The organism is Kitasatospora sp. NPDC023120 (assembly GCF_055560835.1).
In genome coordinates, this window is sequence record NZ_JBVHHY010000001.1 from 167,570 (window position 1) to 183,299 (window position 15,730).

The following is a 15,730-nucleotide window of genomic DNA, read 5'->3' on the forward strand; positions in this document are numbered from 1 at the left end:
GCTCAGAGGTGCAGCAGCATGCGCGAGTTGCCCAGCGTGTTGGGCTTCACTCGCTCCAGGTCAAGGAACTCGGCGACGCCTTCATCGTACGAGCGGAGGAGTTCTTCATAGACGTCCGTAGCGATCGCCGCCGGGTCTGTCGTACCATCATCGGTTTCCTGGAGCTCCCCGATCTCGACGAAACCGTGTTTCGCGAAGAACGGGACCTCGAACGTCAGGCAGAAAATCCGACGGATGCCGAGCCAGCGGGCCGTCTGCACCAGCTTCTCCAGCAGCAGATGTCCGATCCCGAAGCCCCGGCAGGCCGGATCCACCGCGAGCGTCCGGACCTCGGCGAGGTCCTCCCACATCACGTGCAGGGCTCCGCAGGCCACCACCGTGCCGTTGTCGTCGCGTTCCGCGACCCAGAACTCCTGGACGGATTCGAACAGTGTGACAGTGGGCTTGTCCAGCAGAATGCCCTCGCGCGAGTAGGCGTCGATGAGCCTGCGTACTGCCCGCACGTCCGTGGTCCGCGCGCGGCGGATGGTGACCTCCATGGCGGGACGTTATCGCGTCGCCCCCGGCGCGGTCTCCCCGGTATCCCTCCCGCCGGTATCGGGGCCTGCCGTATCCGCGCCTGCCGTATCCGGGCCTGCCGTATCCGGCTCCTCCGCCGGGGAATCGGCACCGGGCGGATCGGACGGGAACAGTGCGGCCACCCGCAAGGCGTCCCGGAGTGCCTCGCGCTGCTCGGGCGACATCAGGCCGAAGAAGTGCACCAGGGCCGCCGCCGGATTGTCACTGGTGGCCCACGCGTCGTTCATCAGGGCCGCCGTGTACGCCTCACGCGAGGAGACCGGTTCATATCGATAGGCCCGGCCGACCCGCTCCCGGCGCAGCCAGCCCTTTCTGTGGAGCTTGTCCAGGACGGTCATCACCGTGGTGTACGCGATTTCGCGTTCCGACCGCAGATCCAGGAGAACCTCGCGAACCGTCACCGGTCGGTTCCACTGCCACACCCGGGTCATGATGGCGTTCTCAAGTTCGCCGAGTTGCCGGACCATAGTGCGGCCAGGATAGGGAGTGAATGGGGCAAATCTTGTGAAGTGCACCGAACCGGCGCGCCGCCACCCCCGGGAATCGGGAATGGCGGCGCGCCGGTCGTTCGGGGCGGCTGACGGCGTCAGTCGCGGGTCCGCTCGCGGGTCGTCCGGGGGCCGGGGACGGCGTCCGGGGCCCCCGGCCGGATCAGTCGAAGTCTTCCTTGGCCTTCTGGCTCCCGCCCTGGCTGCGGAAGATGGCCCGCACCAGGAAGCCGAAGCCGATCGCCATGACCAGCGGCGGCACGATCGCGCTGACGTAGTCCATCAGGTCACTCCTCCTCGGTCTTCTCCGCCGTCGCGGCGGAAGCCTTCGGCTCCGGCTTCACCAGCGGGAAGAGCACGGTCTCCCGGATGTTCTTGCCGGTCAGCAGCATGATCAGGCGGTCCACGCCGAGGCCGAGGCCACCGGTCGGCGGCATCGCGTACTCGAGGGCGCGCAGGAAGTCCTCGTCCAGCTGCATCGCCTCGACGTCGCCGCCGGCCGCCAGCAGGGACTGGGCGGTGAAGCGGGCGCGCTGCTCGACCGGGTCGATCAGCTCGGAGTAGGCGGTGCCGATCTCGGTGCCGAAGATCACCAGGTCCCACTTCTCGGCCACGCCCGGCAGCGAGCGGTGCTCGCGGGTGAGCGGGGAGACCTCGGTCGGGTAGTCCTTGATGAAGGTCGGCCGGACGGCGTTCTCCTCCAGCAGGCGCTCGACCATCTCCAGCACGATCTGACCGTGGCCCCAGTTCTTCTCGAACGGGATGCCGTGGTCGGTGGCCAGCTTGCGCAGCTCCTCGACGCCGGTCTCCGGGGTGACCTCGACGCCCAGGTGGGCGGAGATGCCCGGGTAGACGCTGACCTCCTCCCACGGCTCGGCCAGGTCGATCTCGTGCTCGACGCCGTGCGCGTCCACGCCCTTGATCACCGTGGTGCCCAGCGCGTCGCGGGCCGCGTTGACGATCGTCTCGCGGATCAGCTCGGCCTGGGTGTCGTAGTCGCCGTAGGCCTCGTACGACTCCAGCGAGGTGAACTCGGGGTTGTGGGTGGCGTCCGCGCCCTCGTTGCGGAAGTTGCGGTTGATCTCGAAGACCTTCTCGGCGCCGCCGACCACCAGCCGCTTGAGGTACAGCTCGGGGGCGATGCGCATGTAGAGGTCGATGTCGTACGCGTTGATGTGCGTCTTGAACGGACGCGCGTTGGCGCCGCCGTGCACCGGCTGCAGCATCGGGGTCTCGACCTCGATGTAGCCGCGGTCCTCGTACGTGCGGCGGATCGAGCGGACGACCTTGCTGCGCAGGTGCAGGATCTCGCGCGCCTCGGGGTTGACGATCAGGTCGAGATAGCGCTGGCGGACCCGGGCCTCCGGGTCGGTCAGGCCCTTGTGCTTGTCCGGCAGCGGGCGCAGGCACTTGGCGGTGAGCTCCCAGCGGTCCACCATCACCGACAGCTCGCCGCGCTTGGAGGTGATCACCTCGCCCTCGACGCCGACCTGGTCGCCGAGGTCGATGTCGGCCTTCCAGGCGGCCAGCCGCTCGGGGCCGAGCTTGTCCAGGGAGAACATCACCTGCAGGTCGCCGGTGCCGTCGCGCAGGGTGGCGAAGCAGAGCTTGCCGCCGGTGCGGGAGAGGATCACCCGGCCGGCGACGCCCGCGCGCTCGCCGGTCGCGGTGTCGGGCTCCAGGTCGGGGTGCTTGGCGCGGAGGTCCGCGATGGTGGTGGTGCGGGGGAATCCGACCGGGTACGGGTCCACGCCGGCCGCCCGGAGCCGGTCCAGCTTCTCGCGCCGGACGCGCATCTGCTCGGGAAGGTCGTCGGTCGCGGGAAAAAGGCTCTGATCGCTCACCCCACAAGGGTAGCCAGCCGTACACCGTGCTCCGCGACCGGATGAGGCGTGACGGGCGCGCGGGGGACGCGCCGGGGACGCGTGAGGGGAGACCGCGGCGGCGGTCTCCCCTCACGGGTTCGGGCGGCTCAGCCGGTGCCGGTGGCGAGCTCGATCTCCTCGGCGGCCTCGTCGGCGGGCGCGGCGGGCCGCGCCGGGGGCTTGGCGCGGCGGCCGAAGAGCTCGGCCGGGGTGGGCATCCGCTGCGGGCGGGGCGGGTTCTTCGCGGCGGCGGGCTCGGTGGGCTGCTGCTCCGGGCGGGAGTCGGTGCTGCTCATGGTGGTCCGTCCTCCTACAGGGGTGGGGTGACTGCTCGGGGGTGCGGCGGGGCCCGGTACGGCCACCAGGTGGCGCGGGTGTCCGGCGGTGAGGGCGAGGCGTTCGCGGACGGCGGCCTCGGCCAGCGCGTGGCAGCGCCCGGCCAGCCGCGAGCGGCGTGACCGTTCGCCCTGGCCGCAGGGCTGGCGGGTCAGCCCGCGCAGCGCGGTGAGGTCCTCGGGCCCGGGCAGGTAGCCGTCGGACACCGCCTCCTCCAGCCGCTCCAGGTAGCCGGGCGCGCTGCCGGGCAGGGCGGAGCGGTAGCGGCCGAGGTCCGCGAGCAGGAAGGCGCGCAGCCGGCCGCCCTCCTGGACGGCCTCGTCGATCGCCTCGGTCAGGCGCAGCGCGTCCTGGACGTCCTCCGCCCAGAGCTCGGCGCCCGGCCCGGCGAGCGCCGTCCGGTCGGGCCCCTGGAGGTGGACGGGAACGGCGGGGTGCAGGGCTTGGGCGAGGGCGCGGCGCAGCACGCGGACTTCGTCGGCGCTGAAGGCCATGCCGCCGCGCGATCCGTGTGGCGTAGGCATGGGCTGACACTACGTGAGGAATATCCGATTTGTCGGTAACGTCGCGCCCGAACCACCCACGTTCGGCCCGACGGGCGGAGCGCCGGTCAGCTCGGCCGGTTGCGTTCGTAGACCAGGCGCAGGCCGATGAGGGTGAGCCAGGGCTCGTGGACGTCGATGGTGGTGGCCTCGCCGAGGACGAGGGTGGCGAGGCCGCCGGTGGCGATCACCTGGACGTCGTCCGGGTCCTTGGACAGCTCGCGGGCCATCCGCTCGACCAGGCCGTCGACCTGGCCGGCGAAGCCGTAGAGGATGCCGGACTGCATGCCCTCGACGGTGTTCTTGCCGATCACGTTGCGCGGGCGGGCCAGCTCGATCTTGCGCAGCTGGGCGCCGCGGACGCCGAGGGCCTCGACGGAGATCTCGATGCCGGGGGCGATCGCGCCGCCGACGTAGTCGCCGCGGGCGTTGACGGCGTCGAAGGTGGTCGCGGTGCCGAAGTCGACCACGATGCACGGGCCGCCGTACAGGTGGTTGGCGGCCAGCGCGTTGACGATCCGGTCGGCGCCGACCTCCTTGGGGTTGTCCATCAGGACGTGCACCCCGGTCTTCACGCCGGGCTCCACGATCACCGCGGGGACGTCGCCGTAGTAGCGGCGGGTCACCTCGCGGAGCTCGTGGAGCACGGCGGGAACGGACGAGCAGATCGCCAGGCCCTCCACCGCGGCCTCCCGGACCGCGGTGTGGTTGCCCATCAACCCCTGCAGCAGCACCGCCAGTTCATCGGCTGTGCGACGCGGATCGGTGGAGATCCGCCAGTGTTCCACCACGTCCTCGCCGTCGAACAGGCCGAGCGTGGTCTGGGTGTTGCCGACGTCGATGGTGAGGAGCATGGGGCGCTTTCTGCGAGTCGGGACGGGTCTGCTCGGGTCCTGACGGTCAGGCGCGCAGGTCCAGGCCGATGTCCAGGATCGGCGAGGAGTGCGTGAGCGCGCCCACGGCCAGGTAGTCCACCCCAGTCTGGGCGACCTCGCGCGCGTCGGCCAGGGTCAGTCCGCCGGAGGCCTCCAGCTTCGCCCGGCCGGCCACCAGCTCGACGGCCTCCTTCAGCTGCTGCGGCGTGAAGTTGTCCAGCAGGATCAGGTCGGCCCCGGCCTCCAGCACCGGCGTGATCTGCTCCAGGGTGTCCACCTCGACCTCGACCGGCAGTTCCGGGTACGCGGCCCGGACGGCCCGGAAGGCCTCGGCCACGCCGCCCGCCGCGACCACGTGGTTGTCCTTCACCAGGGCGGCGTCGGACAGCGCCATCCGGTGGTTGGCGCCACCGCCGCAGCGCACCGCGAACTTCTCCAGCGCGCGCAGGCCCGGGGTGGTCTTGCGGGTGTCCCGGACGACCGCGCCGGTGCCCTCCAGGGCGTCCGCCCAGGCGCGGGTCGCGGTGGCGATGCCGGACAGGTGGCAGAGCAGGTTGAGCGCGCTGCGCTCGGCGGTCAGCAGGTCGCGGGTGCGGGAGCGCACCGAGAGCAGCACCTGACCGGCCTCGACCCGGTCGCCGTCCTCGACGTGCCGCTCGACCTCGAACTCCTCCTCGCAGACCAGCGAGACGACCGCCTCGGCGACCCGCAGGCCGGCCACCACGCCCGCCTGACGGGCGGTGAAGTCGGCGGTGGCGACGGCGTCGGCGGGCACGGTCGCCACCGAGGTGACGTCCTCGCCGCCGGCCAGGTCCTCGGCCAGCGCCAGGGTGGCGATGTCCTCGACCTCGACCGGGTCCAGCCCGGCCTGCTCCAGCAGCTCGGCCAGCTGCGGGTCCAGACCGGTCTCGTAGCCCTCGCCGTCCCCGCAGGCACAGCCGTCGCCGCAGCCGCCCTGGTCGGCCAGGGGGAGTTCCTCGTGGGAGTGGGTCATGGTTCTACTGCTCCTCAGGGGTGCTGACGGGGCCGCCGGTGGCGGCGAGGGTGGTGATCAGGTGGCGCCGCCAGTGGGCGTCGTCCCGCTCGGGGAAGTCCTCGCGCCAGTGGCAGCCGCGGGTCTCCTCGCGCTGCGCGGCGGCCGCGACCAGGGCGGTGGCGACCAGCAGCAGGTTGGCCGCCTCCCAGGTCTCCACCCGGGGGTCGGCGGGCTTCTCCTCGGCGACGTGCGCGTAGGCCTGCTCGGAGAGCAGGGCCAGTCCGGCCGCGGCCTCGGCCATCGAGGCGGCCGAGCGCAGCACGCCCGCTCCGCGCGTCATCAGCCGCTGGATCTCGGCGCGGGACTCGGAGGCCGGCAGCGGCACGGCGTGAGCGGCCTGCGTGGCGGCCACGTCCACGGTGCGTTCGGGCAGCTCGCCGGCCGCGTACCGCTCGGCCAGGTCGTCGGCGATCCGCTCGGCGAAGACCAGGCCCTCCAGCAGGGAGTTGGAGGCCAGCCGGTTGGCGCCGTGCACCCCGGTGCAGGCGACCTCACCGCAGGCGTACAGACCGGGGACGGAGGTGCGGCCGTGCCGGTCGGTGCGCACCCCGCCCGAGGCGTGGTGCGCGGCCGGGGCGATCGGGATCGGCTCGGTGACCGGGTCGATGCCGTGGGCGCGGCAGGTGGCGAGGATGGTCGGGAACCGGTGCTCCCACATCGCGGCGCCGAAGTGCCGCCCGTCCAGGTACATGTGGTCGGCGCCCTGCTCCTGCATGCGCCGGGTGATCGCCTTGGCGACGATGTCGCGCGGGGCCAGTTCGGCCAGCTCGTGCTGTCCGACCATGAACCGCACGCCGTCCGCGTCCACCAGGTGGGCACCCTCGCCGCGCACGGCCTCGGAGACCAGCGGCTGCTGGCCCTGGGCGTCCGGGCCGAGCCAGAGCACGGTCGGGTGGAACTGGACGAACTCCAGGTCGGTGGCGGCGGCGCCGGCCCGCAGGGCCAGGGCCACGCCGTCGCCGGTGGAGACGGCCGGGTTGGTGGTGGCGGAGAAGACCTGGCCCATGCCGCCGGTGGCGAGCACCACCGCGCGGGCCCGGACGGCGCCGACGCCGTCGCGGGTGCCCTCGCCCATCACGTGCAGGGTCAGGCCGGCGGCGTGGCCCTCGGCGTCGGTCAGCAGGTCCAGGACGAGGGCGTGCTCGATCAGTTCGAGGTCCGGGTCGTCGAGGACGGCGGCGGCCAGGGCGCGGGAGACCTCGGCGCCGGTGGCGTCCCCGCCCGCGTGAACGATCCGGTGGCGGTGGTGGCCGCCCTCGCGGGTGAGCAGGATCTCGCCGGCCTCGTCGCGGTCGAAGGCGGCGCCGACCGCGATCAGCCGGCGGACGGAGTCCGGGCCCTCGGTGACGAGGGTGCGCACGGCCTCCTCGTCGCAGATCCCGGCGCCGGCCACCAGGGTGTCGACCAGGTGCTGCTCGGGGGTGTCCCCCTCGCCGAGGGCGGCGGCTATGCCGCCCTGGGCCCAGCGGGTGGAACCCTCGTCCAGCACCGCCTTGGTGACCACCATGGCCCGCAGGCCGGCCTTGCGGACGTTGAGGGCGACGGTGAGACCGGCGACGCCGGAGCCGACCACGACCACGTCGGTGGTGGCGGTCCAGCCCGGGGTCGGGGCGGTGAGGCGATGCGTAACGGACATGGCTCAGTGGCTCCTTCAGCGCGTGGCCGAGGTGGCCGCGCCTTCCTCGCCACGGTACGCCGCGTCCCCGCGCAGCAGACCGCTGCCCTCCGGGGCGTCCGCGGGGTCGCCGCCGAGGCCGGTGATCCGGTTCCGCTCGTCCACGAAGACGATCTTCGGCTCGTAGCCCTTGGCCTCGGCCGTGTCCATCTGCCCGTAGGCGATGAGTATGACCAGGTCGCCGGGGTGGACCAGACGGGCGGCGGCGCCGTTGATGCCGATCACGCCGGTGCCGCGCGGGCCGGCGATGGTGTACGTCTCCAGCCGGGCGCCGTTGTTGATGTCGACGATGTGGACCAGCTCGCCGGGGAGCAGGTCGGCGGCGTCGAGCAGGTCCTCGTCCACCGTGACGGAGCCGACGTAGTGCAGGTCGGCCTGGGTCACGGTGGCCCGGTGGATCTTGGACTTGAGCATGGTGCGGAGCATTGCGGGTCACGCCTCCTGTGAGTGCATGCCTGAAGGGGATTGCTTCCGGTTCGGCGAACGATCCGGCGAACGGTTTCAGCGAACGGTTCAGCGAACGATGATGCGGACGTTGTCGATCAGGCGGGTCGAGCCCACCTTCGCGGCGACGGCCAGCACCGCCTCGCCCTGGAAGTCGTCCGCCGCCTCGGTGAAGTCGTGCGGGTCGATCAGGGCGAGGTAGTCAAGGGTGACACCCTCGGCACCGTCCAGGACGGCCGAGGCGGCCTCGCGGACGGCCTTCGGGCCCTGCGCGGCGACGTCCCGGCCCGCGAACAGGGCCTTGGACAGGGCCAGGGCGCTGGTGCGCTCCTCCTCCGAGAGGTAGCGGTTGCGCGAGGACAGCGCCAGGCCGTCCTCCTCGCGGACGGTCGGCACGCCGACGATCTCGACGTCGAAGTCCAGGTCGGCGACCATCCGCTGGATGACCGCCAGCTGCTGGGCGTCCTTCTCGCCGAAGAAGGCGAAGTCCGGGTCGGTGATGTGCAGCAGCTTGGCGACCACGGTCAGCACGCCGTCGAAGTGGCCGGGGCGGGTGGCGCCCTCGAAGCGCTCGCCCATGGGGCCGGCCACCAGGCGCACCTGCGGCTCGCCGTTCGGGTAGACCTCCTCGACGGACGGCGCGAAGACCACGTCGGCGCCGTTCTCCTCGGCCAGCTTCACGTCCTCGTCGAGGGTGCGCGGGTAGCGCTCCAGGTCCTCGCCCGCGCCGAACTGCAGCGGGTTGACGAAGACCGTCACCGCGACCCGGCCGTCCCGGCCGACCTGCTTGCGGGCGGCCCGGATCAGCGCGGCGTGGCCCTCGTGCAGCGCGCCCATGGTCATCACGACGGCGTTGTCCGCGGGCTGCTCGTCCGGCCAGAACGCGGCCTCGAAGTCGTCCACGGTGCGGGTGACCACGGCCCGGTGGACCTTCGGCGCCCGCTGGGGCTTGTTCGGCTGCTTACCGCGTGCCATCTAGCGCTTCTCCTCGTTCAGTACGTCCAGCAGCGCCGCCGCCGACGTTTCGTCGATCGTTCCGTTGGCGAGCGCCCGCTGCGCGGTGGCGCGGGCCATCGCCCGGTAGGCCGCCGGGATGTCGGGGGACACCGTACTGAGCTGCGCCAGGTGGCGCCGTACGGTGCCCGCGTCGCCCCGGGCGACCGGGCCGGTGAGGGCCGCGTCGCCGGAGCGCAGGCTGTTGTCCAGCGCGGCGCCCAGCAGCGGGCCGAGCATCCGGCCGGGCTCGGCGACGCCGGCCGTGCGCAGCAGCTCCATCGCCTGCGCGACCAGGGTGACCAGGTGGTTCGCGCCGTGCGCGAGGGCGGTGTGGTAGAGCGGGCGGACCTCCTCGGGCACCCACTCGGGCTCGCCGCCCATCTCCACCACCAGCGCCTCGGCGACCGGCCGCAGCTCCTCCGGGGCCGTCACGCCGAACGGGCAGCCGGCCAGCCGGGCCAGGTCGACGGAGGTGCCGGTGAAGGTCATCGCCGGGTGCAGGGCCAGCGGCAGCGCCCCGGCCCGGGTGGCGGGCTCCAGGACGGCGACGCCGTGCGCGCCCGAGGTGTGCACGACCAGCTGGCCCGGGCGGACGGCGCCGGTGGCGGCCAGCCCGGCCACCAGGTCGGCGAGCGCGTCGTCCGGGACGGTCAGCAGGACGAGATCGGCGGCGGCCAGCACCTGCGGCGGGGTGACGATCCGCACCCCAGGCAGCAGCGCGTCCGCGCGGCGGCGGGAGGCGGCGGACACCCCGGAGGCGGCGACCACGGTGTGCCCGGCGAGCTGCAGCGCGGCGCCCAGCGCGGGACCGACCCGGCCGGTGCCGACCACGCCGACGGCGAGCCGGGCCGGGCGGCTGCTCGGGTCGCCGAGGCCGTCGGCGAGCGGGGCGAACTCGCCGAAGTCCGCGAAGTCGGAAGGACTCAACCTTTGTCCCTGATCATCCGTTCCAGTCCACCTGCGGGTACCGGACGTACCGCCCCAGTGTACGGGCGTGTCAGTCGGCGGCACCGGCCCGGATCAGACCGGCCTCGTACGCCAGCACCACGGCCTGGACCCGGTCGCGCAGGCCGAGCTTGGCCAGGATCCGGCCGACGTGGGTCTTCACGGTGGCCTCGGAGAGCACCAGCCGGGCCGCGATCTCACCGTTCGACAGGCCCTGGGCGACCAGCAGGAACACCTCGCGCTCGCGCTCGGTCAGCGGGCCGAGGGCGTCCGAGCCGGGCGCGCTCTGCGGGGTGGGCAGCACCTCCGCGAAGCGGTCGATCATCCGGCGGGTGGTGGTCGGCGCGACCACCGCGTCCCCGCCGTGCACCGCGCGGATCGCGGCCACCAGCTCGGTCGGCGGGACGTCCTTGAGCAGGAAGCCGCTGGCGCCGGCCTTGAGCGCGGCGAAGGCGTACTCGTCCAGGTCGAAGGTGGTGAGGATCAGCACGTGCGGGGCGTCCGGCAGCGGGCTGCCGTCCTCGGCCAGGCAGATCCGGCGGGTCGCCTGCACGCCGTCCAGCCGCGGCATCCGGACGTCCATCAGGATCACGTCCACCTTGGTGTGCCGCAGCGCCTCCAGGGCCTGCGCGCCGTCTCCCGCCTCGGCGGCGATCTCGATGTCGCCCTGCGACTGCAGGATCATCCGGAAACCGGTGCGCAGCAGTTCCTGGTCGTCGACGAGCATCACGCGGATGGTCAAGGTGGCTCCTAAGGGGGGCGGAGGTCAGTGTGCGGCCTTGAGCGGGAGGACGGCGCGGATCCGGAAGCCGCCGCCGGGGCGCGGGCCCACGTCCAGCCTGCCGCTGACCATGCCGACCCGCTCACGCATGCCGATCAGGCCGTGGCCGAGGCCGTCCGTGCCGCCGGACGCCAGCTGCTCGTCGGTGCTGCCGCGCCCGTCGTCCTCCACCAGCACGGCCAGCTCGCGCTCGCCGAAGTCGACCGCGACCCGGGCGTGCACATCGGGGCCGCCGTGCTTGCGGACGTTGGTGAGCGCCTCTTGGACGATCCGGTAGACCGTCAGCTCGACGCCGCGCGGCAGCTCGCGCGGGTGCCCGGAGGTCGCGTAGTCCACCTGCAGCCCGGCGGTGCGGACCTGCTCCAGCAGCTCCGGCAGCTCCTCCACGCCCGGCTGCGGCACGTACTCCTCGGCGGTGGTGTCGGAGGTGCGCAGCACGCCCAGCAGGCGGCGCATCTCGACCAGCGCCTGGCGGCCGGTGGAGGCGATCGTGCCGAGCGCCTCCTTCGCCTGCTGCGGGGAGTTGTCGAGGACGTACGCGGCGCCGTCGGCCTGGACGATCATCACCGAGACGTTGTGCGCGACCACGTCGTGCAGCTCGCGGGCGATCCGGGCCCGCTCGGCGGCGACCGCCACCTTGGCCTGGGCGTCCCGCTCGCGCTCCAGCCGGGCGGCGCGGTCCTCCAGCTCGGTCAGGTAGGCGCGGCGCACCCGGGTCAGCCGGCCCCAGGCCCAGCACAGGATGAACGGGGTGCTCATCAGCACCATGATCATCGCTGCTTCGCCGATGCCGTACGAGTGCGAGACGTAGTGGTTGGCGCTCTCGCGGACCGTCTTCGTCGGGTGCATCTGCCAGAACACCAGCGGCCCGGCGGACAGGCCCGCGGCCAGCGCCAGCCGGGAGGTCCACTTCTGGCCGAAGGCGGCGCCGGTGTAGGCGAAGACCAGGTAGGCGACCGAGGAGGCGCCCGGTTCGACGTCGGCCAGCACCTGGCTGACGCCGAGGCCGGTGGCGGCGGCCACCGTGACGTCCGGGTGGCGCCGGCGGAAGACCATCAGCGCGGGCAGCAGCAGCGCGATCAGGATGTCCGCGTCGAAGCGCCAGCCCGAGTCGGGGAAGTTGCCGTTCGGCAGCAGGCCGAAGAACAGCACGATCGCCGCCCAGGCGGAGTCGACCACCATGGGGTGACGGCGGAGCCAGGCGTTGAGTCGATGCACGTGTCCAGCGTAGGCAGTCGCTCAGTGTGCCCAGGTCCGCCGGTAGGGCGATCCGTCCTACTCCGTAGGTCGGAGAAGGCCCGGCTCCGATTGGGAGGCCCCTGCGACCGGCGGGTAGCGTCCGGCCCCATGACTTGGATGCGGTGGGCGCCCGCCATGGAACAGGCCCTGTACGACCCCGACCGGGGCTTCTACCGCAGGCCCGAGGGCCCCGCCGGGCACTTCCGCACCTCGGTGCACGCCTCGCCGAGGTTCGCCCGTGCGGTGGCCCGGCTGCTCCTCGAGGTTGACGCGGCCCTCGGCCGTCCGGAGGTGCTGGCCTTCGTCGACGTCGGGGCCGGGCGCGGGGAGCTGCTGACCGGCGTCCTGGCCGAACTGCCCGCCGAGGTGCTGGCGCGGCTGCGCCCGTACGGCGTGGAGATCGCGGATCGCCCGGCCGGACTTCCGTCCACAGCCCTGTGGACGGACGAGCTGCCGCGCGGCGTGACCGGGCTGCTGTTCGCCAACGAGTGGCTGGACAACGTGCCGCTGGACGCCGGCGAGGTGGACGGGGACGGGGTGCTGCGGTACGTCGAGGTGGAGACCGCGACCGGTGCGGTGCGCCCGGGGGCGCGGGTGCCGGGGGCGTCGGCGGACGCGGCCTGGGCCGCGCGGTGGTGGCCGGTCTCGGAGCCCGGCGAGGTGGTGGAGTTCGGCGGCACCCGGGACGCCGCCTGGGCGCGGGCCGTCGCCGGGCTGGAGCGCGGGCTGGCCGTCGCCGTCGACTACGGGCACACGGCGGGGCGGCGGCCGCCCTTCGGCACCTTCACCGGCTTCCGGGACGGCCGGGAGGTGACCCCGGTGCCGGACGGCTCCTGCGACGTCACCGCGCACGTGGCGCTGGACGCCGTCGCCGTCCCCGGTCTCCACAGCCTGTGGACGACGCAGCGCGAGGCCCTGCGCGCGCTCGGCGTGAGCGGCGGACGCCCGCCGCTGGCCCTCGCCTCCACCGACCCGGTCGGCTACCTGCGTGCGCTGAGCGGGGCGGGGGAGGGGGCCGAGCTGACCGACCCGAGCGGGCTGGGGGCCTTCGGGTGGCTGCTGCAGAGTGTCCGCATGCCGGTACCGGCGAGCTTGGACCTGCTGCCGGGATGGCAGACTCTGGGGGCATGAGGGAGACCACGGTCGGCATCGGGGCGGGAGCCGAGAACTTCACCGGCGAGGCGGGCACCACCGACATGGTGCTCAACATCGGCCCGCAGCACCCGGCCACGCACGGCGTGCTGCGGCTGCGCCTGCTGCTCGACGGCGAGCGCATCGTCAGCGCCGAGCCGGTGATCGGCTACATGCACCGGGGCGCGGAGAAGCTGTTCGAGGCCCGCGACTACCGGCAGATCATCATGCTGGCCAACCGGCACGACTGGCTCTCCGCCTTCTCCAACGAACTCGGCGTCGTCCTCGGCGTCGAGCGGATGCTCGGCATGGAGGTCCCCGAGCGGGCGGTGTGGGTCCGCACCCTGCTCGCCGAACTCAACCGGGTGCTCAACCACCTGATGTTCCTCGGCTCCTACCCGCTGGAGCTCGGCGGGATCACCCCGATCTTCCACGCCTTCCACAGCCGCGAGGAGCTCCAGCACGTCCTGGAGGAGGCCTCCGGCGGCCGGATGCACTACATGTTCAACCGGGTCGGCGGCCTCAAGGAGGACCTCCCGGCCGGCTGGCTCGGCCGCGTCCGCGCCGCCGTCGCCACGGTCCGCTCGGAGATGCCGGTCTTCGAGGAGCTCGTCCTCGGCAACGAGATCTTCCGTGCCCGCACCGCCGGCGTCGGCGTCCTCACCAAGGCGCAGGCCGAGGCTTACGGCGTCAGCGGCCCGATCGCCCGCGCCAGCGGCCTCGACTTCGACCTGCGCCGCGACGAGCCCTACCTCGCGTACGGCTCCGAGGAACTGCGGCAGGTCCTCACCGTGGTCACCCGCGAGGAGGGCGACTGCCTGGCCCGCTTCGAGTGCCTGCTGGAACAGACCCTCAACGCGCTGGACCTCGCCGACGCCTGCCTCGACAAGCTCGCCGTTCTGCCGCCCGGCCCGGTCAACCAGCGGCTGCCCAAGGTGCTCAAGGCACCCGAGGGCAGCACCTACGCCTGGACCGAGAACCCGCTCGGCATCAACGGCTACTACCTGGTCTCGCGCGGCGACAAGACGCCGTGGCGGCTCAAGCTGCGCTCGGCGTCCTTCAACAACATCCAGGCGCTGACCGAGCTGCTGCCGGGGACGCTGGTCGCGGACATGGTGGCGATCCTGGGGTCGATGTTCTTCGTGGTCGGGGACATCGACAAGTAGGGCTCAGCCCTTCTTGGGCTTCTTGGCGGGGTTGCCCGGGTCGGCCGGGTGCGGGGCGACCTTGCGGTCGCCCTTGGTGGCGATCCGCTCGTCGCACAGCCGGGCCAGCACGTCGTACGCCGCCTTGCCCATCAGCTCGGTGAGCTCGGGGCGGTAGCTGACGTACACCGGCGTCGCGCCCTGGTGGGCCGCCGGGGCGCCGGTGCACCACCAGTGCAGGTCGTGGCCGCCCGGGCCCCAGCCACGGCGGTCGTACTCGCCGATCGACACCTGGAGGTAGCGGGTGTCGTCCGGGCGCTCGATCCAGTCGTAGGTGCGGCGGATCGGCAGCTGCCAGCAGACGTCCGGCTTGGTCTCCAGCGGCTCGCGGCCCTCCTTGAGCGCGAGCGCGTGCAGGGCGCAGCCGGCGCCGCCCGCGAAGTCGGGGCTGTTCACGAAGATGCAGGCGCCGTTGACCCGGCGGGTCTGGCGGTCGCCGTCCTCGTCCAGCATCGTGATGCCGCCGTCGGAGACGAGCCGGCCCTCGGCGTCGGTGCCCTCGGCGAAGTTCTCCCACAGCTCGGGCGTCAGCCGCGCCGCGTGCCCCAGGACGCGCTGCTCGTCGTCCTCGTCCGAGTAGTGCGCGCCCAGCGTGCAGCAGCCGTCCGACTCGCCGCGGCCCTCGCGGATGCCGTGGCAGCCCTGGCCGAACACGCAGGACCAGCGGGAGGTCAGCCAGGTGAGGTCGCAGCGGAAGACCTGCTCCTCGTCGGCGGGGTCGGCGAACTCGACCCAGGCGCGCGGGAAGTCGAGCGGGACCTCGTCGCGCGGGATCTCGCGGCGCAGGGTCGGCATCGCGAGGTCGACGGGGGCGGGGGCGGCCTTGGGCTTCGCCTTGGCCTTGTTCTTGGACGTTTCTGCTGGTGCCACCCGGCAAGGGTAGAGCTTTCGCGGGGGTGGTGACGGGTGCCGGGCGGGTCGGGTTCGGGCTCGGGGCGCGCGCGGGGCGGGGTCGGGTTCGGGCTTCGGGTGGTGCGGGGTCGGCGGGGTCGGCGGGGTCGGGGTAGGGCCTCGGGGTGGGGCCTCGGGGCCGGGTTCGGGGTGAAGGCGGGGTGAAGAGGTCCGTCGGGCGCTGCGGGCGGGCCCGGGCGCGCGCCTACGATGGCGACCGGTCCGCTACGGGGAGGTACGGGATGGCAGGCGGCGGCAGCACCGGGGCGTCCGGCGGTCCGGGCGGGGAGTTCGTCCTCAAGCCGTGGGAACTGCACGGTGAGGGGCGGGAGTTCGAGAAGCTCGGGGGCGAGCTGGCGAAGGCCGTCGCCGCTCTGGAACAGGGCCTCGCCGCACTCGGCACCCCCTGGGGAGCGGACCAGCCGGGCAGCGGCTTCGCGGCCGTGTACGGTCCGGCGCACGGTGAACTCGTCGGCGGGCTCAGGGGGTTGGCGGGGCGGGTGGGGAAGGTCGGGACCGGGCTGCACGCGATGGCCGAGCGGACCACGGACACGGACACCTCGGCGGCGAACGGGTTCGGTGCCGGAGCGGCAGTGGTCTCCGCGGTCTACTCGGCCTCCTCGACGGCGGGGGCAACCCCGGGGGCGGCGTCCGTCGTCCCCAAGGACATGTCGGTCTGACGGACCCGGCTCGGAGGGGGAA

16 protein-coding genes are annotated in these 15,730 nt (G+C 73.1%); 3 read left to right on the forward strand and 13 right to left on the reverse strand.

What is annotated here, in order from left to right; genetic code table 11:
• Window positions 1–2: 2 nt before the first annotated feature.
• The 12 genes from ACZ3TI_RS00825 to ACZ3TI_RS00880 form a co-directional block, all read right to left on the reverse strand.
• Entirely contained in the window at window positions 3–539 is a 537-nt protein-coding gene (locus tag ACZ3TI_RS00825) for an amino-acid N-acetyltransferase (protein ID WP_465721923.1), read from the reverse strand.
• Window positions 540–548: 9 nt separating this feature from the next.
• The gene (locus tag ACZ3TI_RS00830) at window positions 549–1,046 is read right to left on the reverse strand and encodes a BlaI/MecI/CopY family transcriptional regulator (RefSeq protein ID WP_465721925.1); all 498 of its coding nucleotides are present in this window, start codon (window positions 1,044–1,046) and stop codon (window positions 549–551) included.
• A gap of 308 nt (window positions 1,047–1,354) precedes the next feature.
• Window positions 1,355–2,911, reverse strand: coding sequence for a bifunctional lysylphosphatidylglycerol synthetase/lysine--tRNA ligase LysX (gene lysX / locus ACZ3TI_RS00835; RefSeq protein ID WP_465721927.1), 1,557 nt, complete (start codon window positions 2,909–2,911; stop codon window positions 1,355–1,357).
• A gap of 128 nt (window positions 2,912–3,039) precedes the next feature.
• Window positions 3,040–3,792 (reverse strand): hypothetical protein, encoded by a 753-nt coding sequence (locus ACZ3TI_RS00840; protein WP_465721929.1) that lies wholly within the window; start codon window positions 3,790–3,792, stop codon window positions 3,040–3,042.
• Window positions 3,793–3,878: 86 nt separating this feature from the next.
• Window positions 3,879–4,664, reverse strand: a complete 786-nt coding sequence (locus ACZ3TI_RS00845; protein ID WP_465721931.1) for a type III pantothenate kinase — start codon at window positions 4,662–4,664, stop codon at window positions 3,879–3,881.
• A gap of 46 nt (window positions 4,665–4,710) precedes the next feature.
• Window positions 4,711–5,679 carry a carboxylating nicotinate-nucleotide diphosphorylase gene (nadC, locus tag ACZ3TI_RS00850; protein ID WP_465721933.1) on the reverse strand — a complete coding sequence of 323 codons (969 nt, stop codon included), beginning with the start codon at window positions 5,677–5,679 and terminating at the stop codon, window positions 4,711–4,713.
• Between the two features lie 4 nt (window positions 5,680–5,683).
• Window positions 5,684–7,357, reverse strand: a complete 1,674-nt coding sequence (locus ACZ3TI_RS00855) for an L-aspartate oxidase (protein WP_465721935.1) — start codon at window positions 7,355–7,357, stop codon at window positions 5,684–5,686.
• A 15-nt stretch (window positions 7,358–7,372) separates the two neighbouring features.
• Window positions 7,373–7,822, reverse strand: coding sequence for an aspartate 1-decarboxylase (panD, locus tag ACZ3TI_RS00860; protein WP_465721937.1), 450 nt, complete (start codon window positions 7,820–7,822; stop codon window positions 7,373–7,375).
• A gap of 87 nt (window positions 7,823–7,909) precedes the next feature.
• Complete coding sequence (gene panC / locus ACZ3TI_RS00865; RefSeq protein ID WP_465721938.1) at window positions 7,910–8,815, reverse strand: pantoate--beta-alanine ligase; 906 nt, start codon at window positions 8,813–8,815, stop codon at window positions 7,910–7,912.
• Window positions 8,816–9,763, reverse strand: coding sequence for a Rossmann-like and DUF2520 domain-containing protein (locus ACZ3TI_RS00870; protein WP_465721939.1), 948 nt, complete (start codon window positions 9,761–9,763; stop codon window positions 8,816–8,818).
• Between the two features lie 70 nt (window positions 9,764–9,833).
• Complete coding sequence (locus tag ACZ3TI_RS00875) at window positions 9,834–10,523, reverse strand: response regulator (protein WP_465721941.1); 690 nt, start codon at window positions 10,521–10,523, stop codon at window positions 9,834–9,836.
• A 24-nt stretch (window positions 10,524–10,547) separates the two neighbouring features.
• Window positions 10,548–11,780, reverse strand: coding sequence for a sensor histidine kinase (locus tag ACZ3TI_RS00880; RefSeq protein ID WP_465721943.1), 1,233 nt, complete (start codon window positions 11,778–11,780; stop codon window positions 10,548–10,550).
• A gap of 129 nt (window positions 11,781–11,909) precedes the next feature.
• Between ACZ3TI_RS00880 and ACZ3TI_RS00885 the strand changes: the two genes are divergently transcribed.
• Together ACZ3TI_RS00885 and ACZ3TI_RS00890 are read left to right on the forward strand one after the other, a co-directional pair.
• Window positions 11,910–12,932 carry an SAM-dependent methyltransferase gene (locus ACZ3TI_RS00885; protein WP_465721945.1) on the forward strand — a complete coding sequence of 341 codons (1,023 nt, stop codon included), beginning with the start codon at window positions 11,910–11,912 and terminating at the stop codon, window positions 12,930–12,932.
• A complete protein-coding gene (locus ACZ3TI_RS00890; protein WP_465721947.1) occupies window positions 12,929–14,098 on the forward strand; it encodes an NADH-quinone oxidoreductase subunit D in 1,170 nt (389 codons plus the stop codon). The genes ACZ3TI_RS00885 and ACZ3TI_RS00890 overlap by 4 nt, the downstream gene beginning before the upstream one ends.
• 3 nt (window positions 14,099–14,101) lie before the next feature.
• Here the strand turns inward: ACZ3TI_RS00890 and ACZ3TI_RS00895 are convergent, their stop codons facing one another.
• Window positions 14,102–15,007: a DUF3109 family protein gene (locus ACZ3TI_RS00895; protein WP_465721949.1), complete on the reverse strand. Its 906-nt coding sequence runs from the start codon at window positions 15,005–15,007 to the stop codon at window positions 14,102–14,104.
• A 263-nt stretch (window positions 15,008–15,270) separates the two neighbouring features.
• Between ACZ3TI_RS00895 and ACZ3TI_RS00900 the strand changes: the two genes are divergently transcribed.
• Window positions 15,271–15,708 carry a hypothetical protein gene (locus ACZ3TI_RS00900; RefSeq protein WP_465721951.1) on the forward strand — a complete coding sequence of 146 codons (438 nt, stop codon included), beginning with the start codon at window positions 15,271–15,273 and terminating at the stop codon, window positions 15,706–15,708.
• The last annotated feature ends 22 nt before the right edge of the window (window positions 15,709–15,730 follow it).

Bases quoted from the DNA above. Each gene is read 5' to 3' on its own strand.
- ACZ3TI_RS00845 (WP_465721931.1), bottom strand. From the start codon at position 4,664: ATGCTCCTCACCATCGACGTCGGCAACACCCAGACCACGCTCGGCCTG.
- panC (WP_465721938.1), bottom strand. From the start codon at position 8,815: ATGGCACGCGGTAAGCAGCCGAACAAGCCCCAGCGGGCGCCGAAGGTC.
- ACZ3TI_RS00840 (WP_465721929.1), bottom strand. From the start codon at position 3,792: ATGCCTACGCCACACGGATCGCGCGGCGGCATGGCCTTCAGCGCCGAC.
- ACZ3TI_RS00825 (WP_465721923.1), bottom strand. From the start codon at position 539: ATGGAGGTCACCATCCGCCGCGCGCGGACCACGGACGTGCGGGCAGTA.
- panD (WP_465721937.1), bottom strand. From the start codon at position 7,822: ATGCTCCGCACCATGCTCAAGTCCAAGATCCACCGGGCCACCGTGACC.
- ACZ3TI_RS00890 (WP_465721947.1), top strand. From the start codon at position 12,929: ATGAGGGAGACCACGGTCGGCATCGGGGCGGGAGCCGAGAACTTCACC.
- ACZ3TI_RS00830 (WP_465721925.1), bottom strand. From the start codon at position 1,046: ATGGTCCGGCAACTCGGCGAACTTGAGAACGCCATCATGACCCGGGTG.
- ACZ3TI_RS00900 (WP_465721951.1), top strand. From the start codon at position 15,271: ATGGCAGGCGGCGGCAGCACCGGGGCGTCCGGCGGTCCGGGCGGGGAG.
- nadC (WP_465721933.1), bottom strand. From the start codon at position 5,679: ATGACCCACTCCCACGAGGAACTCCCCCTGGCCGACCAGGGCGGCTGC.
- ACZ3TI_RS00855 (WP_465721935.1), bottom strand. From the start codon at position 7,357: ATGTCCGTTACGCATCGCCTCACCGCCCCGACCCCGGGCTGGACCGCC.
- ACZ3TI_RS00885 (WP_465721945.1), top strand. From the start codon at position 11,910: ATGACTTGGATGCGGTGGGCGCCCGCCATGGAACAGGCCCTGTACGAC.